This window comes from Flavobacterium sp. HSC-61S13 (genome assembly GCF_024171535.1).
In the GTDB taxonomy this organism is placed as follows: domain Bacteria; phylum Bacteroidota; class Bacteroidia; order Flavobacteriales; family Flavobacteriaceae; genus Flavobacterium.
Genome location: NZ_JALJZV010000002.1, coordinates 326501 through 346595, shown reverse-complemented (window position 1 = coordinate 346595; position 20095 = coordinate 326501). Strand labels below are relative to the sequence as shown.

14 protein-coding genes are annotated in these 20095 nt (G+C 38.3%); 6 read left to right on the top strand and 8 right to left on the bottom strand.

From position 1 onward, the window contains the following. Positions 1-8: 8 nt before the first annotated feature. On the bottom strand, positions 9-1664 hold the full coding sequence (locus L1275_RS03870) for an AarF/ABC1/UbiB kinase family protein (protein WP_253469992.1): 1656 nt from the start codon (positions 1662-1664) through the stop codon (positions 9-11). A 232-nt stretch (positions 1665-1896) separates the two neighbouring features. Here L1275_RS03870 and L1275_RS03865 point away from each other — a divergent pair, with 232 nt between their 5' ends. Next, positions 1897-3093 carry an aminopeptidase C gene (locus L1275_RS03865; protein WP_253469989.1) on the top strand — a complete coding sequence of 399 codons (1197 nt, stop codon included), beginning with the start codon at positions 1897-1899 and terminating at the stop codon, positions 3091-3093. Between the two features lie 122 nt (positions 3094-3215). Continuing rightward, complete coding sequence (locus L1275_RS03860) at positions 3216-4043, top strand: mechanosensitive ion channel family protein (RefSeq protein WP_253469986.1); 828 nt, start codon at positions 3216-3218, stop codon at positions 4041-4043. 32 nt (positions 4044-4075) lie between these two features. Here L1275_RS03860 and dusB read toward each other — a convergent pair whose 3' ends face one another. Further along, positions 4076-5068, bottom strand: a complete 993-nt coding sequence (gene dusB / locus L1275_RS03855) for a tRNA dihydrouridine synthase DusB (protein WP_253469983.1) — start codon at positions 5066-5068, stop codon at positions 4076-4078. 297 nt (positions 5069-5365) lie between these two features. On the opposite strand from dusB, the gene L1275_RS03850 reads away from it, so the two are divergent. Both L1275_RS03850 and L1275_RS03845 read left to right on the top strand, forming a co-directional pair. Beyond that, on the top strand, positions 5366-5854 hold the full coding sequence (locus L1275_RS03850) for an ecotin family protein (protein ID WP_253469980.1): 489 nt from the start codon (positions 5366-5368) through the stop codon (positions 5852-5854). A 95-nt stretch (positions 5855-5949) separates the two neighbouring features. Then, positions 5950-8322: a GAF domain-containing protein gene (locus tag L1275_RS03845; protein ID WP_253469977.1), complete on the top strand. Its 2373-nt coding sequence runs from the start codon at positions 5950-5952 to the stop codon at positions 8320-8322. On the opposite strand, the gene L1275_RS03840 is transcribed toward L1275_RS03845, so the two are convergent. Next, a complete protein-coding gene (locus L1275_RS03840; protein WP_253469974.1) occupies positions 8303-9502 on the bottom strand; it encodes a Pycsar system effector family protein in 1200 nt (399 codons plus the stop codon). The two genes, L1275_RS03845 and L1275_RS03840, sit on opposite strands and share 20 nt — an antisense overlap. Positions 9503-9530: 28 nt before the next feature. On the opposite strand from L1275_RS03840, the gene L1275_RS03835 reads away from it, so the two are divergent. Beyond that, positions 9531-13253, top strand: a complete 3723-nt coding sequence (locus L1275_RS03835) for a metallophosphoesterase (protein ID WP_253469971.1) — start codon at positions 9531-9533, stop codon at positions 13251-13253. Here the strand turns inward: L1275_RS03835 and L1275_RS03830 are convergent. Next, a complete protein-coding gene (locus L1275_RS03830; protein WP_253469968.1) occupies positions 13236-14111 on the bottom strand; it encodes a hypothetical protein in 876 nt (291 codons plus the stop codon). The genes L1275_RS03835 and L1275_RS03830 overlap by 18 nt on opposite strands. Positions 14112-14469: 358 nt before the next feature. On the opposite strand from L1275_RS03830, the gene lepA reads away from it, so the two are divergent. Then, on the top strand, positions 14470-16266 hold the full coding sequence (gene lepA / locus L1275_RS03825; RefSeq protein WP_253469965.1) for a translation elongation factor 4: 1797 nt from the start codon (positions 14470-14472) through the stop codon (positions 16264-16266). 251 nt (positions 16267-16517) lie between these two features. Here lepA and L1275_RS03820 read toward each other — a convergent pair whose 3' ends face one another. The 4 genes from L1275_RS03820 to L1275_RS03805 form a co-directional block, all read right to left on the bottom strand. Then, positions 16518-17927, bottom strand: coding sequence for a rhodanese-like domain-containing protein (locus L1275_RS03820; RefSeq protein WP_253469963.1), 1410 nt, complete (start codon positions 17925-17927; stop codon positions 16518-16520). Positions 17928-18105: 178 nt separating this feature from the next. Further along, entirely contained in the window at positions 18106-18744 is a 639-nt protein-coding gene (locus L1275_RS03815; RefSeq protein ID WP_253469960.1) for a Crp/Fnr family transcriptional regulator, read from the bottom strand. A 207-nt stretch (positions 18745-18951) separates the two neighbouring features. Further along, positions 18952-19365, bottom strand: coding sequence for a YeeE/YedE family protein (locus L1275_RS03810; protein WP_253469957.1), 414 nt, complete (start codon positions 19363-19365; stop codon positions 18952-18954). Between the two features lie 18 nt (positions 19366-19383). After that, positions 19384-19944, bottom strand: a complete 561-nt coding sequence (locus tag L1275_RS03805; protein WP_253469954.1) for a YeeE/YedE family protein — start codon at positions 19942-19944, stop codon at positions 19384-19386. Between the last annotated feature and the right edge of the window lie 151 nt (positions 19945-20095).

Below are 20095 nucleotides of genomic sequence, written 5' to 3'. Positions count from 1 at the left end.
CCTTTTTTTTATTCGTTTTTTTTAAAAATGGAGAGCAATACAACAATGCTTAGAATGCTGGAAACCAAAATTCCCAGTAAGCCCAAGGTGGGAATTCCCCATAGGTAAGGAGGTCGATTAGCCATGATAAGCAAGGCGGTAGCTACGCAGAATCCCGCGATAAGTACCGTAAAGGCAAGGCGGTTTAAGGCTGTAGCGATGGCTTTGTTGGCTGAACTTAGGTCTTTATTTTGCTGATTAACTACAATTTTTCCTTCATTGATTTGTTGCAACAACAAATTGAGGTTTTCCGGTAGCTCCCCTAAACCTTCACTGAGATTTCTAAGTGCTTTGGTGCTCTTGTTAAAGAGTTCTTTTGGGCTCCATCGTCGTAAAAATATCTTTTTTATATACGGTTTAATGCTTTGTATTAAATTCATACTCGGATCCAGATCACGTCCAATTCCCTCAATTAATACGATGCCCCTAACGAGTAAATAGGTGTATTCGGGCATCAGAATCTCGTTGTTGTTTAGGATGGTTGTAAACTTTTTTAAAATCGACTTAATATCAATGTTTTCTAAGGAATCGGTGTCTAGTATGTCAAAGAGTTCATGAATTTGCCGTTCGAGTTTTTGTTCGTCATCAAGTTTTATTTCAACGGCCATTTTCTTTAACGTTCTAATCAATCGTTTGGCGTCTTTTGCGATAAAGTTGATGATGAAATCCTCGAGTAGCTCTTTGTCTTTGGGAATCATTTTACCCATCGATCCAAAATCGATAAAAGCGAGTGAGCCGTTGGGCATCACAAATAAATTCCCGGGATGTGGGTCAGCATGGAAGAAACCGTGCTCCAAAACTTGAGTCATATACACGTCAAGCCCTTTTTGAGCGATATCTTTTAAAACGAGCCCTTGAGACAGCAGTTTGTCTTTGTCCGTTATTTTAGTGCCCTCAATAAAGTCCATGCACAATACATTATCGTTGGAGAATTCGCGATGCGGTAAAACGGGATGGACTTTAGCGTTGTTTTTAAAGTTTTGAGCAAATTGCTCCATATTGCTCATCTCATTTAGAAAAGACATTTCTTCGTGAATCGATTTCTCAAAGGAGGCAACCACATGATTTAGATTCAGTTTTTTAAAGGTTTCGCTCGATGCGACTAGCAGTCGGGCTATGTCTTTTATAATCAATAAGTCCGAAGTGGTTTTTTCTTTAATTCCCGGGCGTTTGATCTTTAATATAACCGCTTTATTATTGGATAAAACCGCTTTATAAACTTGAGAAATCGAAGCTGTTGCCAAAGGAGTTTTGTCAATTTCAAGGAAATGATCATCGGGATCGATGCCGATTTCAGATCTTAAAATTTCCTTTATGTCAAGCTCCATCGGAGCTACGTTGTCTTGGAGTTTCTTCAATTCGACGATCAGTTCAGGAGGTAATAAATCCTCTCTATTGCTAAAAGTTTGACCGAGTTTGATGTAGGTCGGGCCTAAGTCCTCCAGTACCATACGGATCCTTTCATAGACGTTATAGTTCGATACGCCTTCTAATGCGGCGGAGTCTATCTCTTTTGTTGTAGGTTTTTTGAGTTTGGTTTGTATCAGTAACTCATTAAAACCATACTTAGACAGTATAGCGATTAGTTCGGCTGTTCTCAAGATCTTTTTCTTTTGATTTTCCATAGATACGTAGAAGTTGGTATATAAATATACTGATAAACCCTTTGGTTGTGGTACGATTTGAGTTAAACTTTATTTAAGGAAGTCTACTTGGGGGGAACTAAGAGTACGGAAACATCTCAAAGAAATAAATTCAAAAGTTGTATTTCGGCTGTGAGATTCCTTGGAATAAGTTGTAATAAAGTCGATTTTTTGGAATGATTTTTTATCTTTACCACTTATAAAAATATCAGATATGTTTACATTTAGAATTAAACCTTTAGTGCTAGCAGTAATGTTAGGTATTGGAGTTTCTACTAGCTATGCTCAAGATCGTTTGGTTAACTCCTTAAAGGTTAATGCTAGTGAGAAGAGCAAGGAATTATTTCAATTTACAGATGTTGTTAATATTGAAAATACATCTATAAAAAACCAAGGGTCTTCGGGTACGTGTTGGAGTTATTCCGCCAATTCATTTTTGGAGTCAGAAATGATGAGAATGGGGAAACGTCCGGTTGAAATATCTCAGATTTACTCGGCTCGTAACGCTTACGTTGAAAAGGGAAAAATGTATGTGAAGATGCAAGGAGCAGTAACACTAGGTGATGGTGGTGCCTTTCATGATGTCATCAATATGTATAAAAAATACGGGGCTGTACCACAGTCGGTTTATACCGGATTAAACTACGGAACTGCAAATAATAAGTTTGCCGAGATGGCTGCAGTGATGGAAGGTGTTTTAAAAGCAGTGGTGTCGAATCCGAACGGAAAACTGACTCCAAACTGGCAAAAAGCATATACTTCTGTAATTGATGCTTATTTGGGTACTCCACCAGAGAGTTTTGAGTTTGAAGGTAAAAAATACACACCAAAGACCTTTGCTAGCGAGGTAATTGGTATTAATGCAGACGATTATATCGAGATTAGTTCATTAACGGATTACCCTTTATATTCAAAATTCACTTTATTAGTGCCGGACAACTGGTCTTTTGATCAGGTTTACAATGTGAAGATGGACGAATTGACGGACGTGGTTGACTACGCGGTTAAAAACGGATTTACGGTAGCTTGGGCTGGAGACGTTAGTGAGAAGTCTTTTAGCTGGAAAAACGGGGTAGCTTTCGTACCTGAAAAGGAATTTGAAGACATGACGGCTGAGGAAAAGGCGGATATGTTTAATGGACCTAAGAAGGAAGCTAAAGTAACGCCAGAAATGCGTCAAATAGCTTTTGATAATTATTCGACTACCGATGACCACGGTATGCATATAGTTGGATTGACTAAAGATCAAACCGGCAGAGAATATTATATTGTAAAGAATTCTTGGGGAGTGAGTAATGACTATAAAGGATATTTATATATGACAAAAGAATATGTGAAATATAAAACCACTGCAATTATGGTACATAAAAAAGGAATTCCGACAGCTTTAGCAAAAAAGATGGATTTATAAGCATATTTCAATAAATGGAATGAAAAAGGGTAGTATAAGATATACTGCCCTTTTTTTTGGTTAATGTTTTAATTAAAAGGTTACCTATTTTGATAATATTTCTTATTTTTGAAAGAAACACTATGGATAAAGTACAGATAGGGGTTGGCAAAATGATTGAGACAATTTTAATAAGCTTACCAAAAATTGCTGTCGGATTAGCGATTTTAGCTGTAGGGAGTTTTGCGATTAAATGGATTTTAAGATTTATAAAGCTGCGCTTTGAAAAAAGGAATGTCGATATTTCTTTACGAGGTTTTTTGATTTCCATTTTCAGATTCGCCCTTTATGCCTTATTGTTGATTACAGTAGCTTCGACTATGGGCATCCAAACGACCTCTTTTGTAGCGGTATTTGGGGCAGCCGGATTAGCAGTTGGTTTAGCGCTTCAAGGCAGTTTGTCTAATTTGGCAGGGGGAGTGTTGATTTTGATCTTTAAACCGTTTAAAGTAGGTGATTATATATCTAACCCAGCGGGAACTGCAGGAACCGTGGAGCGAATAGATATATTGTATACCTCGTTGCGAACTGCTGATGGAATTAGTGTTTATAGTCCGAATGGAACTTTAGCTAATTCTGTGATTTCTAATTTTACTAATATTACACAGCGCCGTTTTGACTTTACAATCGGAATTTCTTACGACGCGAATATTAAGGAAGCTAGAGAGTTGATGATGGAGGTGCTGATGAAAGATGGTAGAGTGCTCTCTGCGCCTAAACCGGATATCTTTGTGAAGGGATTAGGGGAAAGTTCTGTGGATATGACCGTACGCGGTTGGACTGCACCTGCGGATTACTGGCAAGTATTCTATGAAATTCAAGAAAAATTAAAAGTTGCTTTGGATCAACATAAAATTGAAATACCTTTTCCACAAAGGGATTTGCATATTGTGAAAGGGAATTTGGAATAAAAAAAAGACTGTCTCCTAAGACAGTCTTTTTTTTATTCCATTACGTAATCTTTATAGATCTCGGCGATTTCTTCAAACTGTTTTAAAAGTTCTAAAGGATCGTCAGTGGTTACTAATTTTTGACGGTGTGGTTTAAAGCTGTGAATGCCTTTAAAATAGTTGGTGTAGTGGCGGCGCATTTCTACGATGCCCAAGCGTTCACCTTTCCACTCCATAGACCAGATGAGGTGGTTTTTAGCTGCCTCTAAGCGATCTTCTACGGTTGGCGGAGCGAGTACCTCACCGGTATTAAAAAAATGTTTGATTTCATTAAAAATCCAAGGATAGCCAATCGCAGCTCGTCCGATCATCATGCCGTCCAACCCAAATTTGTCTCTGTATTCTAGAGCCTTTTGCGGGCTGTCAATATCGCCATTTCCAAAAATGGGAATGGTAATACGGGGATTGTTTTTAATTCGTTCTATATGACTCCAATCGGAATGACCTTTATACATTTGTGCACGAGTACGCGCATGGACCGTTAGAGCTTGTACCCCGATATCCTGAAGGCGTTCGGCAACTTCATCGATATTGATGCTGTCTTCGTCCCAGCCCAATCTGGTTTTAACCGTGACGGGTAAGTGTGTGCTTTTGATCACCGCCTTAGTTAGGCGAACCATCAAGTCTATATCTTTTAAAACACCGGCACCGGCACCTTTACAGACAACTTTTTTTACCGGACAACCAAAGTTGATGTCAACCAAATCGGGTTGAACAGCCTCAACAATCTTTGCTGATAGCGCCATGGCTTCCTCATCGCCTCCGAAAATTTGTATTCCCACAGGGCGTTCGTAATCAAAAATATCCAATTTCATTCTACTCTTCATCGCATCGCGAATCAGACCTTCTGATGAAATAAATTCAGAATACATCAAATCAGCACCGTGCATCTTACACAATCTGCGGAAGGGCGGGTCGCTCACATCTTCCATAGGAGCTAAAAGCAAAGGATAATCCGGAAGTTCGATGTTGCCTATTTTAATCATGGTCACTCAATTTGATGCAAAAGTACAATTTTTTTTATAGCTTAGGTTGCTTTAATAAAAGACAGCAGTGGACGATGTATTTCAATTAATTGTAGTAGCTTTATGACTAGCGCTGGAATGAAATATTTGATTTTAGTCAAGATATAATCATTGGGTAATCAGAAAAATAGCGGGAGCTTTAGGGTGTTGTACTGTTAAAGATTATTTCTGTTGAGGTTCGGATTCGCCGGAAGTCAAGGGTATAGACTTGGAAGACTTAGTAATTTCAGCGGATTAACATTACAAAAACAATTAACTATGAAAAAGAAATCACAACTTTTAATTTTGACCATAATTTTAGCGGTGTCTTCAGCAGTAGCTGCGCAAGAGAAAAGCAAAACCGAGATGTTTCCAAAAGCAAAGGAGGGGTTTAAGCAAGTGGTGATTAACTTGCCTAAAATTAAAAAGGAGGAGAATAATTACAAAATTGAACTTTTCGTCGGTAAGATTGCCAGCACGGATAGCTGTAATAGTTATTCCCTAATCGGAGAGTTAACAGATCACAACCTAGAGGGCTGGGGATATACTTATTACAACTTTGATTCGGAAGGTCGTATTCTTAAAACCTTAATGATGTGTCCCGACGACACTAAAGTCAATACATTTGTACATGATCAGGGTACTTTTATGCGATACAATAGTAACCTGCCTATAGTGGTTTATGTTGCAGACGGTTTGGAAGTCCGATACAAAGTATGGAAGACTGATGGCAAGTGGATGAATAAAGAAGTGAAAAGTAAAAAATAATCTAAAGCTCGTTTTTACGAGCTTTTTTGATGGAAGAGTAATGGATAGACGGGTTTATTTCCGTAGATTTAACTTCCCAAAAGCCCTAGAAATTTATGAAATCTCCTAAATTTGAAAGTAGTCCATTCCGAATTGTCATTTCTTTCCATAAGTTAGTTCATGCCATAGAATTGGCTATTCAGAGCAATGATAATCCCTATTTGACCACCTATTATCAAGAGCTTTTGGATAGGGTGAATGAACACCCGGAAGTGGTTTCAGGAATGTATAGCGACCAAGAGGTATTGGATAACAGAATATTGATTGAAGAACTGGTATCGGGGCTTTTTCCTAAAGCATTGTCCAATAATGAGATCAAAGCGATATCCTTGCCCTTTCAAAATTTGACGTTTAATTATAGCGAACGATTTAAAAAAATTTTGGCGGAGGCAGGAGAGGGATTTGATTTTGCGATCCGTGGTTTTGAACAACATGAGTATTATGTTATGTGTTGTTGCATCATCTTAAATTATTATTACCACACGGATTTTGATGTTTCAAGACCCTATTTTTTTGATATCCCAGATCGCAAGGGTATTATGAAACATTATAGGATGTTTCACAATGCGGACTTTATTGAGATAATACCTACTGAAAAAGCAACGCCAATCAGTTTAGAAGACATCAACCTTTTAAAAGATAATTATAATGATTTGGCCTTATGGCAAGAAAAATTTCCACAGGAAAGCTGGGAGATTAAGGGATTTGGTATTCTGAGTTTGGTAGACGTTACTATTGAAAATGCTTTGTCGAGTTTAAAAGGGAATTTGTTGAAATCAGAATTGGAACGCTACAGTCTAAAAGATGAATTGCAACGAATTTTTAGTTCGATATTTAAAATAGGTAATCTTCAAATTGGTTTTACCCCTTTTCTTGAAGCAGAACGCATTATAATCGGCACCAATGCCATCGTTGGGTTTTCAAACTTTTCATTACGGCCGAATTCTACGGATTTAATACTGTCTGAGGAGGTGGTGAAAGTTTTGTTTGTAGACATGGAATATTTCAGTATTTCCGATATGAATGTTTTTACGGCAAGACCTGGTAATCAGGAAATGGGTGAATACTTATTGTCGTTAAATATCGGAAGCTGTATTTTAGCTCCTATTGTTGTCGGCGATAAAATGGAAGGAATTATTGAGATTATGTCGCCAGATAAAAGAGCCTTACACAGCGTTAATGCGCGAAAACTAGATAGTGTGATGCCCATTATACTGGATACTTTTGAACGGGTCAACGCAGATATAGAAAATCAAGTGGAGGCAATTATTCAAAAAGAGTACACCACCATTCATCCTAGTGTTTATTGGAAATTCCTTCAAGAGGCACGTAAAGCGTATTTCGAGTCCATAGGACAGCGTAAATTCAGTTATAACGATATTGTTTTTGAAAAGGTGTATCCGCTTTTTGGACAAACGGATATAAAAGGGTCAACGGATTTGAGAAATGAAGCAGTGCTATTGGATTTAAAAGAACAGGTTTCTGAATTGCTTTCATTATTAAAAAGCACGGAATCTCAGGACAATTTCTTGCTGTTTGAACAACGTGTATTTGAATTGGAACGCTTTGGAAATCTGTTGGATAAAAAACTAATCTCAGGTACGGAGCAACAAATCGAAGAATACATAGTTAAAGAAATTCATCCGTTGTTAAAGCGTATTTTTTGGAATGAAAGTCAAAGTGCAAAATTGGAGAACTATTTTGCTCAGATTGAGCCCGATTCACAGACCTATTACCAAAAGAGAAAATTGTTTGATGCTACTGTGGCGGAAGTCAATAAAAAACTTTCCGCTTTTTTAGACAGTAATCAGGAGAAAGCTCAGCTGATTTTTCCACATTATTACGAAAGGTTTAGAAGTGATGGCGTCGATCATAATATGTACATAGGTGCTTCGATCAATCCAAAGAAAACATTTGATTTAATTTATCTACATAATTTAAGGTTATGGCAATTGCAGGTAATGTGCGAAATGGTATACGACCACGAAAAACACAAGACGATTGCTCCATTTGATATTCAACTGACTTCATTGATTTTAATTTATGATACAGCAGTAGCCATCCGTTTTCGAATGGATGAAAAGCGTTTTGATATTGATGGGTCCTATCATTCTCGTTATGAGGTAATCAAAAAACGACTAGATAAATCGCGGGTGAGTAATTCGCAGGAGCGCATAGTTCAGCCCAATAAAATTACGATCGTTTATATGAATCCGCTTGATCGAGCAGAATATTTAAAATACCTGCAATACCTTCAATTTAAAGGTGTTTTATTAGGAGATATCGAGGAAATAAGTATCGAGAATCTTCAGGGAATATCCGGCTTAAATGCCTTACGAGTGGAGATTAATACACAGCAAGCTCCGACTGCAGGAACCTTTCAATACGATAACTTGATGAAAGAATTTCTTAAAACTCAATTCCAATAAAAGCCAAAACAAAGGATACTACCGAAGCGATAATACCAACCATAAAAATATTATAGGTAATGCGAAGCAGTTTGTATTTGCGGTTTAATACCAAACCTAAATAATACAAATCTTGAATAAGAGAATTGTATAAATAGTCTCTGTCTTTCATCACTTCATTGATAGCCCAAGTGTATTCCTCTAAGGGCATTTTATGAAAGTTTCCGAAAAACAATAAATTCACTTTCTGCTTCTCGATATCTGCTCTTGTGAATGTGCCTGAAGTCACTTTGGGTTTCGTTGATAGTATAGCAAAAATTATGGTAGCCACACTCGAAATGAGCAACACAAACGTAGGAATGATCAAATGTGCGTTTTTTGCGCTGTCGAGCTTTGGAATTAAAGTGGACAGGCAAATAGAAATGATAATAGCATTGACGGAAAGTAAGATATTGGCTTTGCTATCGGCTATGTCGCTTAGTCGGGTATGATTGTTTAAGGTAACGCGAAATAGCGTATCTATACCTCTTTCAGGACGTTCTGCCTTTGCTGCTTTACGTTGTTTTTTTAGAAGTTTTGCTTGAGCTTCGTCTTGGCTGTTGTCGGTTTTTAAGTTTTCGATTTGTTGGTCTATTTTTAAAAGGTTTTGCTCTTTAATCGGTTGCCAGTTTTTTTTGGCGTAATCGCTATAATAGCGATGCTTGTTTAACATCATGTCTTTATTGCCCAGGGCCCATTCCAAATCGGTATAGTCCTTATTGAAACAATTTTTAAATTCCGTACGCAATAAACAACAAATACTGCTGTAATTGGGGTCGCCAAAGTGTGAAAAATCAGCATCCTTTAAATAACCTTCTAGTTGGTTTTTGGGTTCGATTAAATACTGAGTTGCTAAGATTAACTCGCAAATGCGCTGTATGCCTTCTTCAGGATAGGATTCTTTTTGTAAAAATTCAGTGACAATTTTTGCACTTTCTTCTTCGTGTTTTTCGCAATTTATACTATATCCAATGTCGTGAAACCATGCGGCAATAAGCAAGTGTTCCGCATCGATATCGGAGATGTTTTCTGCTGCAATCAGCTCTTTAATAGCGTTGACAACACGCACGGTGTGCGAAAAATTGTGATACGAATGTTGCTGATATAACTTATCTTTGTATAAATTGGAGATGAATTCTTCAGCTTTTTGCAAGACTGTCATAATTGTCAAATTTACGAACTTTAAACTTATGAAAATATTCTATTATATCATTCCAGTTTTGCTGAAATATCGTGTATTTAATGTTTTTTTAGTCCTATTGCTATTCGCATCCTGTGCGACAATTAAAAATCAATATGGAAGTGCGGTTGCAGAACCTATTCAATCTAGCGTTGTCGATACTGTAAATATAGCTCATACATTTTATCTCATTGGTGATGCAGGTAATGCGGATGAGGTAGAGTCTAAACGCGCATTAGAGTTATTTAGTATGCGATTAAATCAAGCGAGTAAAGAAAGTACGTTGATTTTTTTGGGAGACAATATTTATCCACGTGGAATGCCTGCGTTAGATGCGCCGGATCGAAAATTAGCCGAGCAGAAAATCGATGAACAAATCACCTTAGCAAAAGAGTTTAAAGGCAAAACCGTTTTTATAAATGGTAACCACGATTGGTATAATGGATATGAAGGGGTTTTGCAACAAGCGACTTATGTCACCGAGAAACTAGCCGATAAAAAAGCATTTTTACCGCGCAAAAGCTGTGGTTTTGAGCGTTTAAAAATATCTGATGAGGTAGTTTTATTGGTCATTGATAGCGAATGGTTTTTGCAAGACTGGGACAAACATCCCAAGATCAATGAAAATTGTACCATAAAAACCAGAGAAGACTTTTTTGAGGAATTGCGCAGTGAACTGAACAAGAATCAAAATAAAACCATTGTTATTGCCATGCATCATCCCGTGTATAGCAACGGGTCTCATGGTGGGTATTTTTCAGCAAAAAAACATTTGTTTCCCTATAAAAATATTCCTGCACCAGTTTTAGGTAGCGCGATCAATTATTTGAGAAAAGTTTCAGGGGGCAGTCCGCAAGAAATTCAGAACAAGCGTTATAGCGAATTGGCAGATCGAGTGCGTACTTTGGTTCAAGGGCAGGATAATATTATTATAGTGTCTGGACACGAACACACGCAACAATATATTGAAAAAGACGGAGTCAAGCAAGTTATCAGTGGTGCAGGTTCTAAGCAAGAGGAAGCGCGGGCTATACAACCGATAAGCTTTTCGTCAGGTAAGTTGGGTTATGCTACTTTACAGGTCCTAAAGGACGGAGCGTCGAATATACATTTTTATGCCGTAGAAGGTGGTACAGAGCAATTGGTATTCAGTCGACAAATCATCAGTCCTTTAAAAGAGCAGCAATTCGTGTTTTCGAACGAAAAACCGAAATTTTTTGCGGCAGCTATTTATCCCAAATCGTGGACTAAAAAACGCGGCTTTTACACTTATTTATGGGGAGATCATTACCGCAAGTATTACGGAGTTGATATTGAAGCACCGACACTGTATTTGGAAGATATTCACGGTGGTTTAAAACCAAAAATTTCTGGAGGAGGAAACCAATCCTTATCGTTGCGATTGATGTCGGGAGACGGCAAAGAGTACGTGATGCGTGGTGTTAAAAAAAGCGCCTCACGTTTTGTTCAATCGGCCGTTTTTAAAGATCAATATGTGGAGGAATCGATAAAGGGAACTTTTGCTGAACGATTTATTTATGATTTTTATACGACAGCCCATCCTTTTACTCCGTTTATTATTGGCGATTTATCGGATTATCTAGGAATTTATCATACCAACCCCGAGTTGTATTACATACCGAAGCAACCCGCTTTAGGTAGGTATAACGCGGTTTATGGCGACGAATTATATATGATAGAAGAGCGTCCTACTGATGGGCATGAGGAGGAAGAGTCTTTTGGAAATGCCCAAGTCATTGTTAGCACGGATGACGTGATGAATAATTTAAGAAAAGACGAAAAGTATAAAATCGATGATACAGCCTATTTAAAAGCTCGTTTGTTTGATATGTTGATAGGGGATTGGGATAGACATGCAGATCAATGGCGCTGGGCAGAATTTAAAGAAACAGCAGCAGTCCTATATAAACCGATTCCTAGAGATCGCGATCAAGCCTTTGCAAAAATTGATGGGGCTTTGTTATCGCTTATTAAAAAACTACCGCCTTTAAGGCATATGCAGAGTTTTAAAGAGGAATTTCCAGCGCCGAGATGGATCAATAAAACGGCCTTCCCGATGGATGTTGATTTTTTAAAGAATAAAACAGAAGAGGACTGGGTGAATCAGGCTAAAGAAATTGAAAATACCTTGACCGATAGTAATATCGAGGCAAGTTTTTCTAAATTACCGAAGGAAGTACAGGATGAGGAGATGAGACGCATTATCGAGACTTTAAAGATCCGAAGAGCCGGTTTGGCTGATTTTGCTCGAAAATATTATCGCGCATTGGCAGAGACTGCAATTGTAAGAGGAACGGATAAGAAAGATCGATTTGTCATTACAAGATTAGCAAATGGAAGGGTCCATTTGGAGCAGTATCGCAATAAAAAAACGGGGGAAGAGAAATTTTTTGAGAGAACTTATACTCCAGATGAAACCAAGGAGCTTTGGGTTTATGGCTTAGATGATCAGGATGAATTTCAGGTGTTGGGTGAGGGTGCTGCAAAGATTAAAATTAGATTAATTGGAGGGCAGAATCACGATCTATTTAAAATAGAAAATAACAGGCAATTGATCGTCTACGACTATAAAACGAAAGAAAATACGGTGGAATCGGATTTAAAAGTTCGGACGGTTTATAGCGATCGATACGATTTAAATAATTACGATTATCGCAAGGTGCCATTAAACGTAAATATGCTGTTGCCCAATGTGGGATATAATCCCGATGACGGTGTGAAAATAGGGTTGAATTATTCTTCGGTTAGAAATAATTTCGTGCAAGATCCGTTTACGACCAAACATACTTTTAAAGCCAATTATTCCTTTGAGACTCAAGGTGTTGATGGAGCGTATAAAGGCTTTTTTGCCAATGCAAGTAATTCGTGGATGTTTGCTATAGAGGCTAAGGCGACCAGCCCTAATTTCTCGCAAAACTTTTATGGTTTTGGCAATGAAACCCATTATTTTGACGAAGAAAAAGGAGATGACTACAAGCGGGTGCGTATTGAATCGTATCAGATCAAACCCGCTTACCGTTACGAAGGTGACTTAGGAGGCAATTTTGAAATCGCAGCGAGTTTTGAGGTCTTAAAAGTAGCGCAAACCTCCGGTCGTTTTGTGTCAGAATCCGTTGAGATTTCCCCAGAAGTGTTTCGTTTTCAACAGTATTTAGGAGCTCAGATTAATTATGATTATGAGCGGTATAATTCCAAATCAAAACCGACTTTAGGGTTTGGTTTTCATTGGGAATCCGGTTGGAAATATAATATAGACAACAGCGATAAGCAATTTGGTTTTATCAATACAAGCCTAAATTTTAATGTCCCGATTGATCGATTAGAACGTTTTGTATGGGCTTCCAAATTTAAATACAAAGCGCGAATTGAGGATAATTTTGATTTTTATCATGCAGCGACTTTAGGGGGTAATGACGAATTACGAGGTTTTAGACCGGAGCGCTTTACGGGTAAACAAGCTTTTGTACACAGTTCCGATATACGATGGAATATAGGAGCGGTCAACGGAGGTCTGGTTCCTATGCAATATGGAATGTTAGTTGGTTTTGATTATGGTAGGGTGTGGAATCCGGGGGAGTCATCCAATAAATGGCACAACTCCTACGGCCTTGGATTTTGGGTCAATGCCATCGAATCACTGACGCTTCAAACGTCTTATTTTAAAAGTGAAGACGGTGGACGATTTGTATTTGGTTTAGGATTTGGTTTTTAGGTCTGCGATAGTTACGCGATATACTTGACCGCCTGTTTTCTTTTTGGCCTCATCCGACAAGAGAAGTGTCTGATTGTTTTCAAAGAGAATCGATTCTTTTTGAGTAAGCTCTTTTAAATCATAGGACGATATGTTTCCTGAGAGTATACCGTCTTTTTTAAAGTTCTCGATTAGCCAGACTTTACCCTGTGTCAATAGGGCGATTGTTTTTAAGTCAGGGCTAATTGCTGCGCTAGTCACAGCGCATTTTTGGTAGATGCCGCAGGTTTTAAATTCGCCGATTAACTGTGCTGCATGACGGCCTACTCGATTCGGGATTTTATAAACCAAAGAAGTTCCGTCAAAACCTTTGCTTCTGTTTTTGGTGAAAACATAAAACGAATCACCCAATACAAAAAAGGCTTCTGCATCATACAATAAATGGGTCTTTTTGGGAGGAAATTGCTGTTGTTCTGGATAGTAAAATTCGATTTCTGTAGCGGTAACTTCTGTCTTGCTTTTTAAATCAGTGGCGTCGATCTTAAGTATTTTAAGATTTTGACGATCGTTGTCGTTATTGCCAAAGTCTCCGATGTATAAATTGTCGTGTTCATCGTAAGTTAAGTCCTCCCAATCATTATTTTGTGCGTTGGTGATTTGAACTGTTTTTTGAAGTTTTCCGTGTGGATCTAAAGCGTAAATTTCATTTTTATTGCCGCTGTCTTCAACTACCCATAATAAATTATTGCGGTCTAAATGCATACCTGATACCTCTTTTAAATCTTTTGGGAAAGGGTATAGGATTTCGGTTACGTCTGCTTTTTGAGCACAACTACTAGCGAAAACCAGCACAGTTAGAAGCAATTGGAGAAATTTCATAATATTCATTATTGAATTAGATAGGTTAAAGATACAGTTTTTTAGACAATAGGTGTTTGTAACTGTTGGTTGTACTTACATGGACTATGTAGTTGAGGGCCTTTACAGCAGTGAATGTTAGAAAATTTATAATTACAACGGGAAGAGGACGTTGCTTTTCTGCTGAGATACGGGCGTACAGATTAAAAAATATAAAAAAAGATTCAAACTTTAAACTATATTTGCACCATATACTATAGTTAGGGCATTATTTGCGGCAAACTATACAAAAATAAACAACAATTGCGCGATGATTACTACGATAAAAAGTAGGTTTTTTTGATCTCCGCGCAGTGGAACCAACAGATATTGAACGACGATGAAGAACATAAGAAACTTTTGTATTATTGCCCATATCGACCACGGTAAAAGTACCTTGGCAGATAGACTTTTGGACGCTACCCAGACTGTTACGTCAAGAGAGAAGCAAGCCCAATTATTGGATAATATGGATTTGGAGCGAGAGCGTGGTATAACCATCAAGTCTCATGCCATCCAGATGGAATATATGTATAAGGGAGAAAACTATATTCTTAACTTGATAGATACTCCGGGACACGTAGATTTCTCTTATGAAGTATCGCGTTCGATTGCAGCCTGTGAGGGGGCTTTATTGATTGTTGATGCAGCACAAAGTATACAAGCTCAAACCATATCCAATTTGTATTTGGCATTGGAGAATGATCTTGAAATCATTCCGGTCTTAAACAAGATTGATTTACCAAGTGCAAACCCTGAAGAAGTAAGTGATGATATCGTGGAACTTTTAGGGTGTGATTACGAAGATATTATTCCAGCTTCTGGAAAAACAGGACTGGGAGTTGAAGATATTTTAGCAGCAATTATCGAGCGAATTCCTCCTCCAAAAGGAGATCCTGAGGAGCCGTTACAAGCCTTGATTTTTGACTCGGTTTACAATCCATTCCGTGGAATTGAAGTTATTTTCCGCGTGATTAATGGTTCTATTTCAAAAGGGCAAAAAATCAAGTTCATGGCTACTGGTAATGAATATTTCGCCGATGAAATTGGAACCCTAAAATTAAACCAAACCCCAAAACAGAAAATCTCTACAGGAGATGTTGGGTATTTGATATCTGGAATAAAAGAGGCTAAAGAGGTAAAAGTAGGGGATACACTTACCGATGCTAAAACGCCAACTCAAAATATGATTGCCGGTTTTGAAAACGTAAAACCAATGGTATTTGCTGGAATTTATCCGGTAGATACGGAGGACTACGAGGAGTTGAGAAACTCTATGGAGAAACTACAGTTAAACGATGCTTCCTTGGTTTTTGCCGCAGAGAGTTCTGCAGCATTGGGCTTTGGTTTCCGTTGTGGATTCTTGGGAATGCTACATATGGAAATCATCCAAGAACGTTTGGAAAGAGAATTTAATATGACGGTGATTACTACAGTACCCAACGTTTCGTATTTGGCTTATACCAAGAAAAATCCAGATACACCGTTAATCGTCAACAACCCATCAGACTTACCTGAACCTTCTAAATTAGAGCGTGTAGAGGAGCCTTATATCAAGGCGACGATCATTACCAAATCGGATTTCGTAGGTCAAGTAATGAGTTTGTGTATCGAGAAACGGGGATTGATCACCAATCAGAATTATTTGACGCCGGAGCGTGTGGAGTTGTCTTTTGATATGCCATTAGCTGAGATCGTTTTTGACTTCTACGATCGTCTAAAAACCGTATCCAAGGGCTATGCTTCTTTTGATTATGCTCCTATAGGAATGCGTACCTCTAAATTGGTAAAAGTCGATGTGTTGTTAAACGCACATATTGTAGATGCACTTTCTGCATTAATACACGAAGACAACGCACACCATATCGGTAAAAAGATGTGTGAGAAACTAAAAGAATTGATTCCACGTCAGCAGTTTGATATTCCAATTCAAGCGGCAATTGGAGTTAAAGTAATTGCTCGTGAGACGGTAAAAGCTTTGCGTAAAGACGTAACGGCTAAATGTTACGGGGGGGATATCTCTCGTAAACGTAAATTACTTGAAAAACAAAAAGCAGGTAAGAAACGTATGCGTCAAGTAGGAAACGTAGAGATTCCTCAAGAAGCATTTATGGCAGTTTTAAAATTAAACGATTAATTAATAGTTTTGTTTGTGCTCAGTGGTGCAGACGAAGTATTTCTATATAAAAACTCCTTATAAAATAGAAAAGCCAGAAGCATTTGCTTCTGGCTTTTTTTATGGCTTGATCTTTCAGTAGGATTATATAAAAAAACCCTGTTTTTACCAGGATAAAAACAGGGGGTAATAAAAGTCATTTAAGCTGGTGTTCTTATGTAATTTCTTTTCCTACAACATCTAATCACTGATTACTGATTACGGATCACTGATTACTTTAAAGTTGAAGGGCAAACGAATTCGGTCGTTTTTAAATCGGTTTGTTTGATCGAAGCAAAACCTCCGATAACATCAATCATGTTGTGATAACCTCTTGCTTTTAAAATCGACGCAGCGATCAAAGAACGGTAACCGCCAGCACAATGTATGTAAAAAGGTTGATCTGTTGGGAAATCGGCTAAATGTTCGTTTAAAACATCTAAGGGGATGTGGTTAACAACTTCCAAATGCGATGCTTCAAATTCGCCGGGTTTGCGGACGTCAAAGACATTCAATTCTTCTTGGTGCATTTTATTGGCAAACTCTTCCGCGCTGATTTGATCTACCGTATCAATTTCCAGACCTGATTTCTTCCAAGCATCAAAGCCTCCTTTAAGAAATCCTAGAGAATTATCATAACCAACTCTTGACAAGCGGACAATAGTTTCTTCTTCACGTCCTTCTGGGGCTACGATAACTATAGGTTGTTGTATGTCGGTAATTAGTGCACCTACCCATGGGGCAAACTGTCCGTCAATACCGATAAAAATGGAACCTGGAATATGTCCTTGAGCAAAATCAGAAACCGAACGAACATCTAAAATTAGGGCTGTGTTTTCATCAGCTACCAATTGGAAAGCTGCTGGATCTAAAGCTTGATTTTCTCGAATGATTTTCTCAACATCCTCGTAGCCTTCTTTGTTGAGTTTAACATTCAACGGAAAATAACTAGGAGGAGGTAGTAAGCCGTCGGTGACTTCTGCAATAAATTCCGCTTCCGTCATATCGGCGCGCAAAGCGTAATTGGTTTGTTTCTGTTCGCCTAAATTTCCGATGGTTTCCTTGCTTAAGTTTTTTCCGCATGCCGATCCAGCTCCATGAGCAGGATATACGATTACGTGGTCACCCAAGGTCATGATTTTGTTTCTTAAACTGTGAAAAAGCGTCCCTGCGAGTTCTTCTTGGGTCATACTTGTTGCCTTTTGAGCCAGGTCAGGGCGTCCCACGTCACCTAAAAACAAAGTGTCTCCACTAAAGATAGCGTGATCATGTCCATTTTCATCCTTAAGTAAGTAAGTCGTACTTTCCATAGTATGTCCAGGCGTGTGCAACGCTGTTAGCGTAATTTTTCCCAATTTGAAAACCTCTCCATCTGTCGCAATATGTGCTTCAAAGGTAGGACTAGCTGTAGGTCCATAAATAATTGGAGCCCCAGTTTTTTGTGCCAGGGTCACATGTCCACTAACGAAATCTGCGTGGAAATGGGTCTCGAAAATATATTTTATTTTAGCACCGCTAGCCGTGGCTTTATCAATGTATTGTTGTACTTCGCGAAGTGGGTCTATAATGGCTACTTCTCCTTCACTTTCTATATAGTAGGCTCCTTGAGCCAAACATCCTGTGTAAATTTGTTCTATTTTCATTTTTCAATATTATTTTAAATTAAGGATGGCTGAAAGGAGTCAGATACACGTGGCATTTTTAGCAAAAGCACGGTTAAGGTGATTTCAGGTCCTTATGGTTAACTGATGTAAAATTACAAAGCTTTTGAATCATTTGCAGTAACCTGAGTTACACACGGGGAATTAAAAGCGTGATGTGTTACTTTTCTGAATGTAAGAGTTCTATGTTTTTGCGATTCAATCGAATCAGGCCGTCATTCTCAAAACTCTTGAGCAGTCTCGAGATGACCACACGCGAGGTATTGAGTTCGTAAGCGATTTCCTGATGGGTGTTGTTGATGATTGTGCTGTTGTTTATTTTTGCTTTTTCTTGCAAATGGCTCAATAAGCGATCATCCATTTTCATAAAAGCTAAATTATCCACTGCGACCAACATCTCTGACAAACGGTTGTTGTAACTGTTCAATACAAAATTGCGCCAACTGCGATATTTGCCCATCCATTCTTCCATTTTTGAAACGGGTACCATCGCTAGGGAACCGGAAGTTTCTGCGATAGCACGAATCTCGCTGCGTTTTTCTCCCAAACTACAAATGAGCGTAAAGGCACAGGTATCTCCCTTTTCAATAAAGTACAACAACAATTCACCCTCATCTTTATCTTCGCGCATAATTTTGATAGCGCCATGTAATAATAGCGGCATTTTCTTGATGTATTCGCCAATTTCAATCAATTTATCGCCTTCCTCAAAATCGTAAATAGTCGATATTTCGATTAACTCTTCAATCAAAGCATCTTCAAAAACAGCACCATAAGCTTCTCGTATCACGTGATTCATAAAAAAGGTATAAGCAAATTAATAGAGGCTAAAAATAGCGTTATTTTATCCATCTTACAAACCTGTAGGCAGAATATTGGCAAAATCAAAGCTGATTTTGGCAATGCCTTCGGCCCAGGCTGTCCGCTTTATCTTTCGCTCACTGCGTTTCGCAAAAGGATATCGCTTCCATCCTTATTGCGTATTCCAGTGAGCCTATGCGATAGGCTAATGAGGAAGTTTATTTTGAATCAGGCCGTAAATCCAGGTGCCTAATAAGGCGCCAATAATGGCAATAGCGATTGGAAAAAATCCAGCTCCTAGCAATACAAACATCGGTCCCGGGCATGCACCTCCAAGCGCCCAGCCCAATCCGAATATAGTTCCGCCAACCACATAACGAACAAAGCCTTTTTTCTTGTCTTGAAAAACAATTGGATTTCCCGTCACATCCTTGATGTTTTTTCTTTTGATGATTTGCACAGCTGCTACGGCTATGACCAAAGCGGAACCAATGATTCCATACATGTGAAACGAATCAAATTGAAACATTTCATAAATGCGAAACCACGAGGAAGCTCCAGATTTAAACATGGCTATTCCAAAGAAAATACCAAGTATTAAGTAAATTAATTTTTTCATTTATAGTGTTTTATAGATTTAAAAAATAAAAGGGAAGATCAGGTGTACCATGATAAGTCCTCCTGCAAAGAATCCGATTACAGCATATAACGATGGTAATTGAAAATTACTCAAACCGGATATGGCATGTCCGGATGTACAACCGCCAGCATAGCGAGATCCGAAACCAACCAGTAGACCCGCTAACAATAATAACAGTATTTGCTTAGGTGATTCGAATGCTGTTACACCAAATAATTCAGTTGGTATGTATGCTTGACCTGCGCTATTAAAGCCTAAATCATGCAGTTTAGTAATAGTGGTTTCGCTTAAAGGAGTTACCACTTCTGGTAAACTCAAATAGTGATAGGAAATAAAACCACCAGCGATGGTTCCTACTAAAAAGAGTAAATTCCAAGATTGTGCCTTCCAATCAAAGCAGAAGAACTCACAGTTTTTTCCAGCACCAGCCATCGAACATAGTGTGCGTAAATTCGATGAAAAACCAAAGGACTTTCCTAAGTAAAGTAAGCTAATCAAAGTAATCGCAATCATGGGGCCTCCCACATACCAAGGCCAGGGTTCTAAAATGGCATTCATAGTTATATATTTAAAAAACAAAGTAACGCATAAAAAAAAGCGTCAACGGTAACATTTGCTACAAAGCACTATAAAAAGCGCTTTTGTAACAATTGTTACTGCAGATCCAGCTTGAAGGGCTTAGTTTTGAAAAACTTAATGAAATCAATAT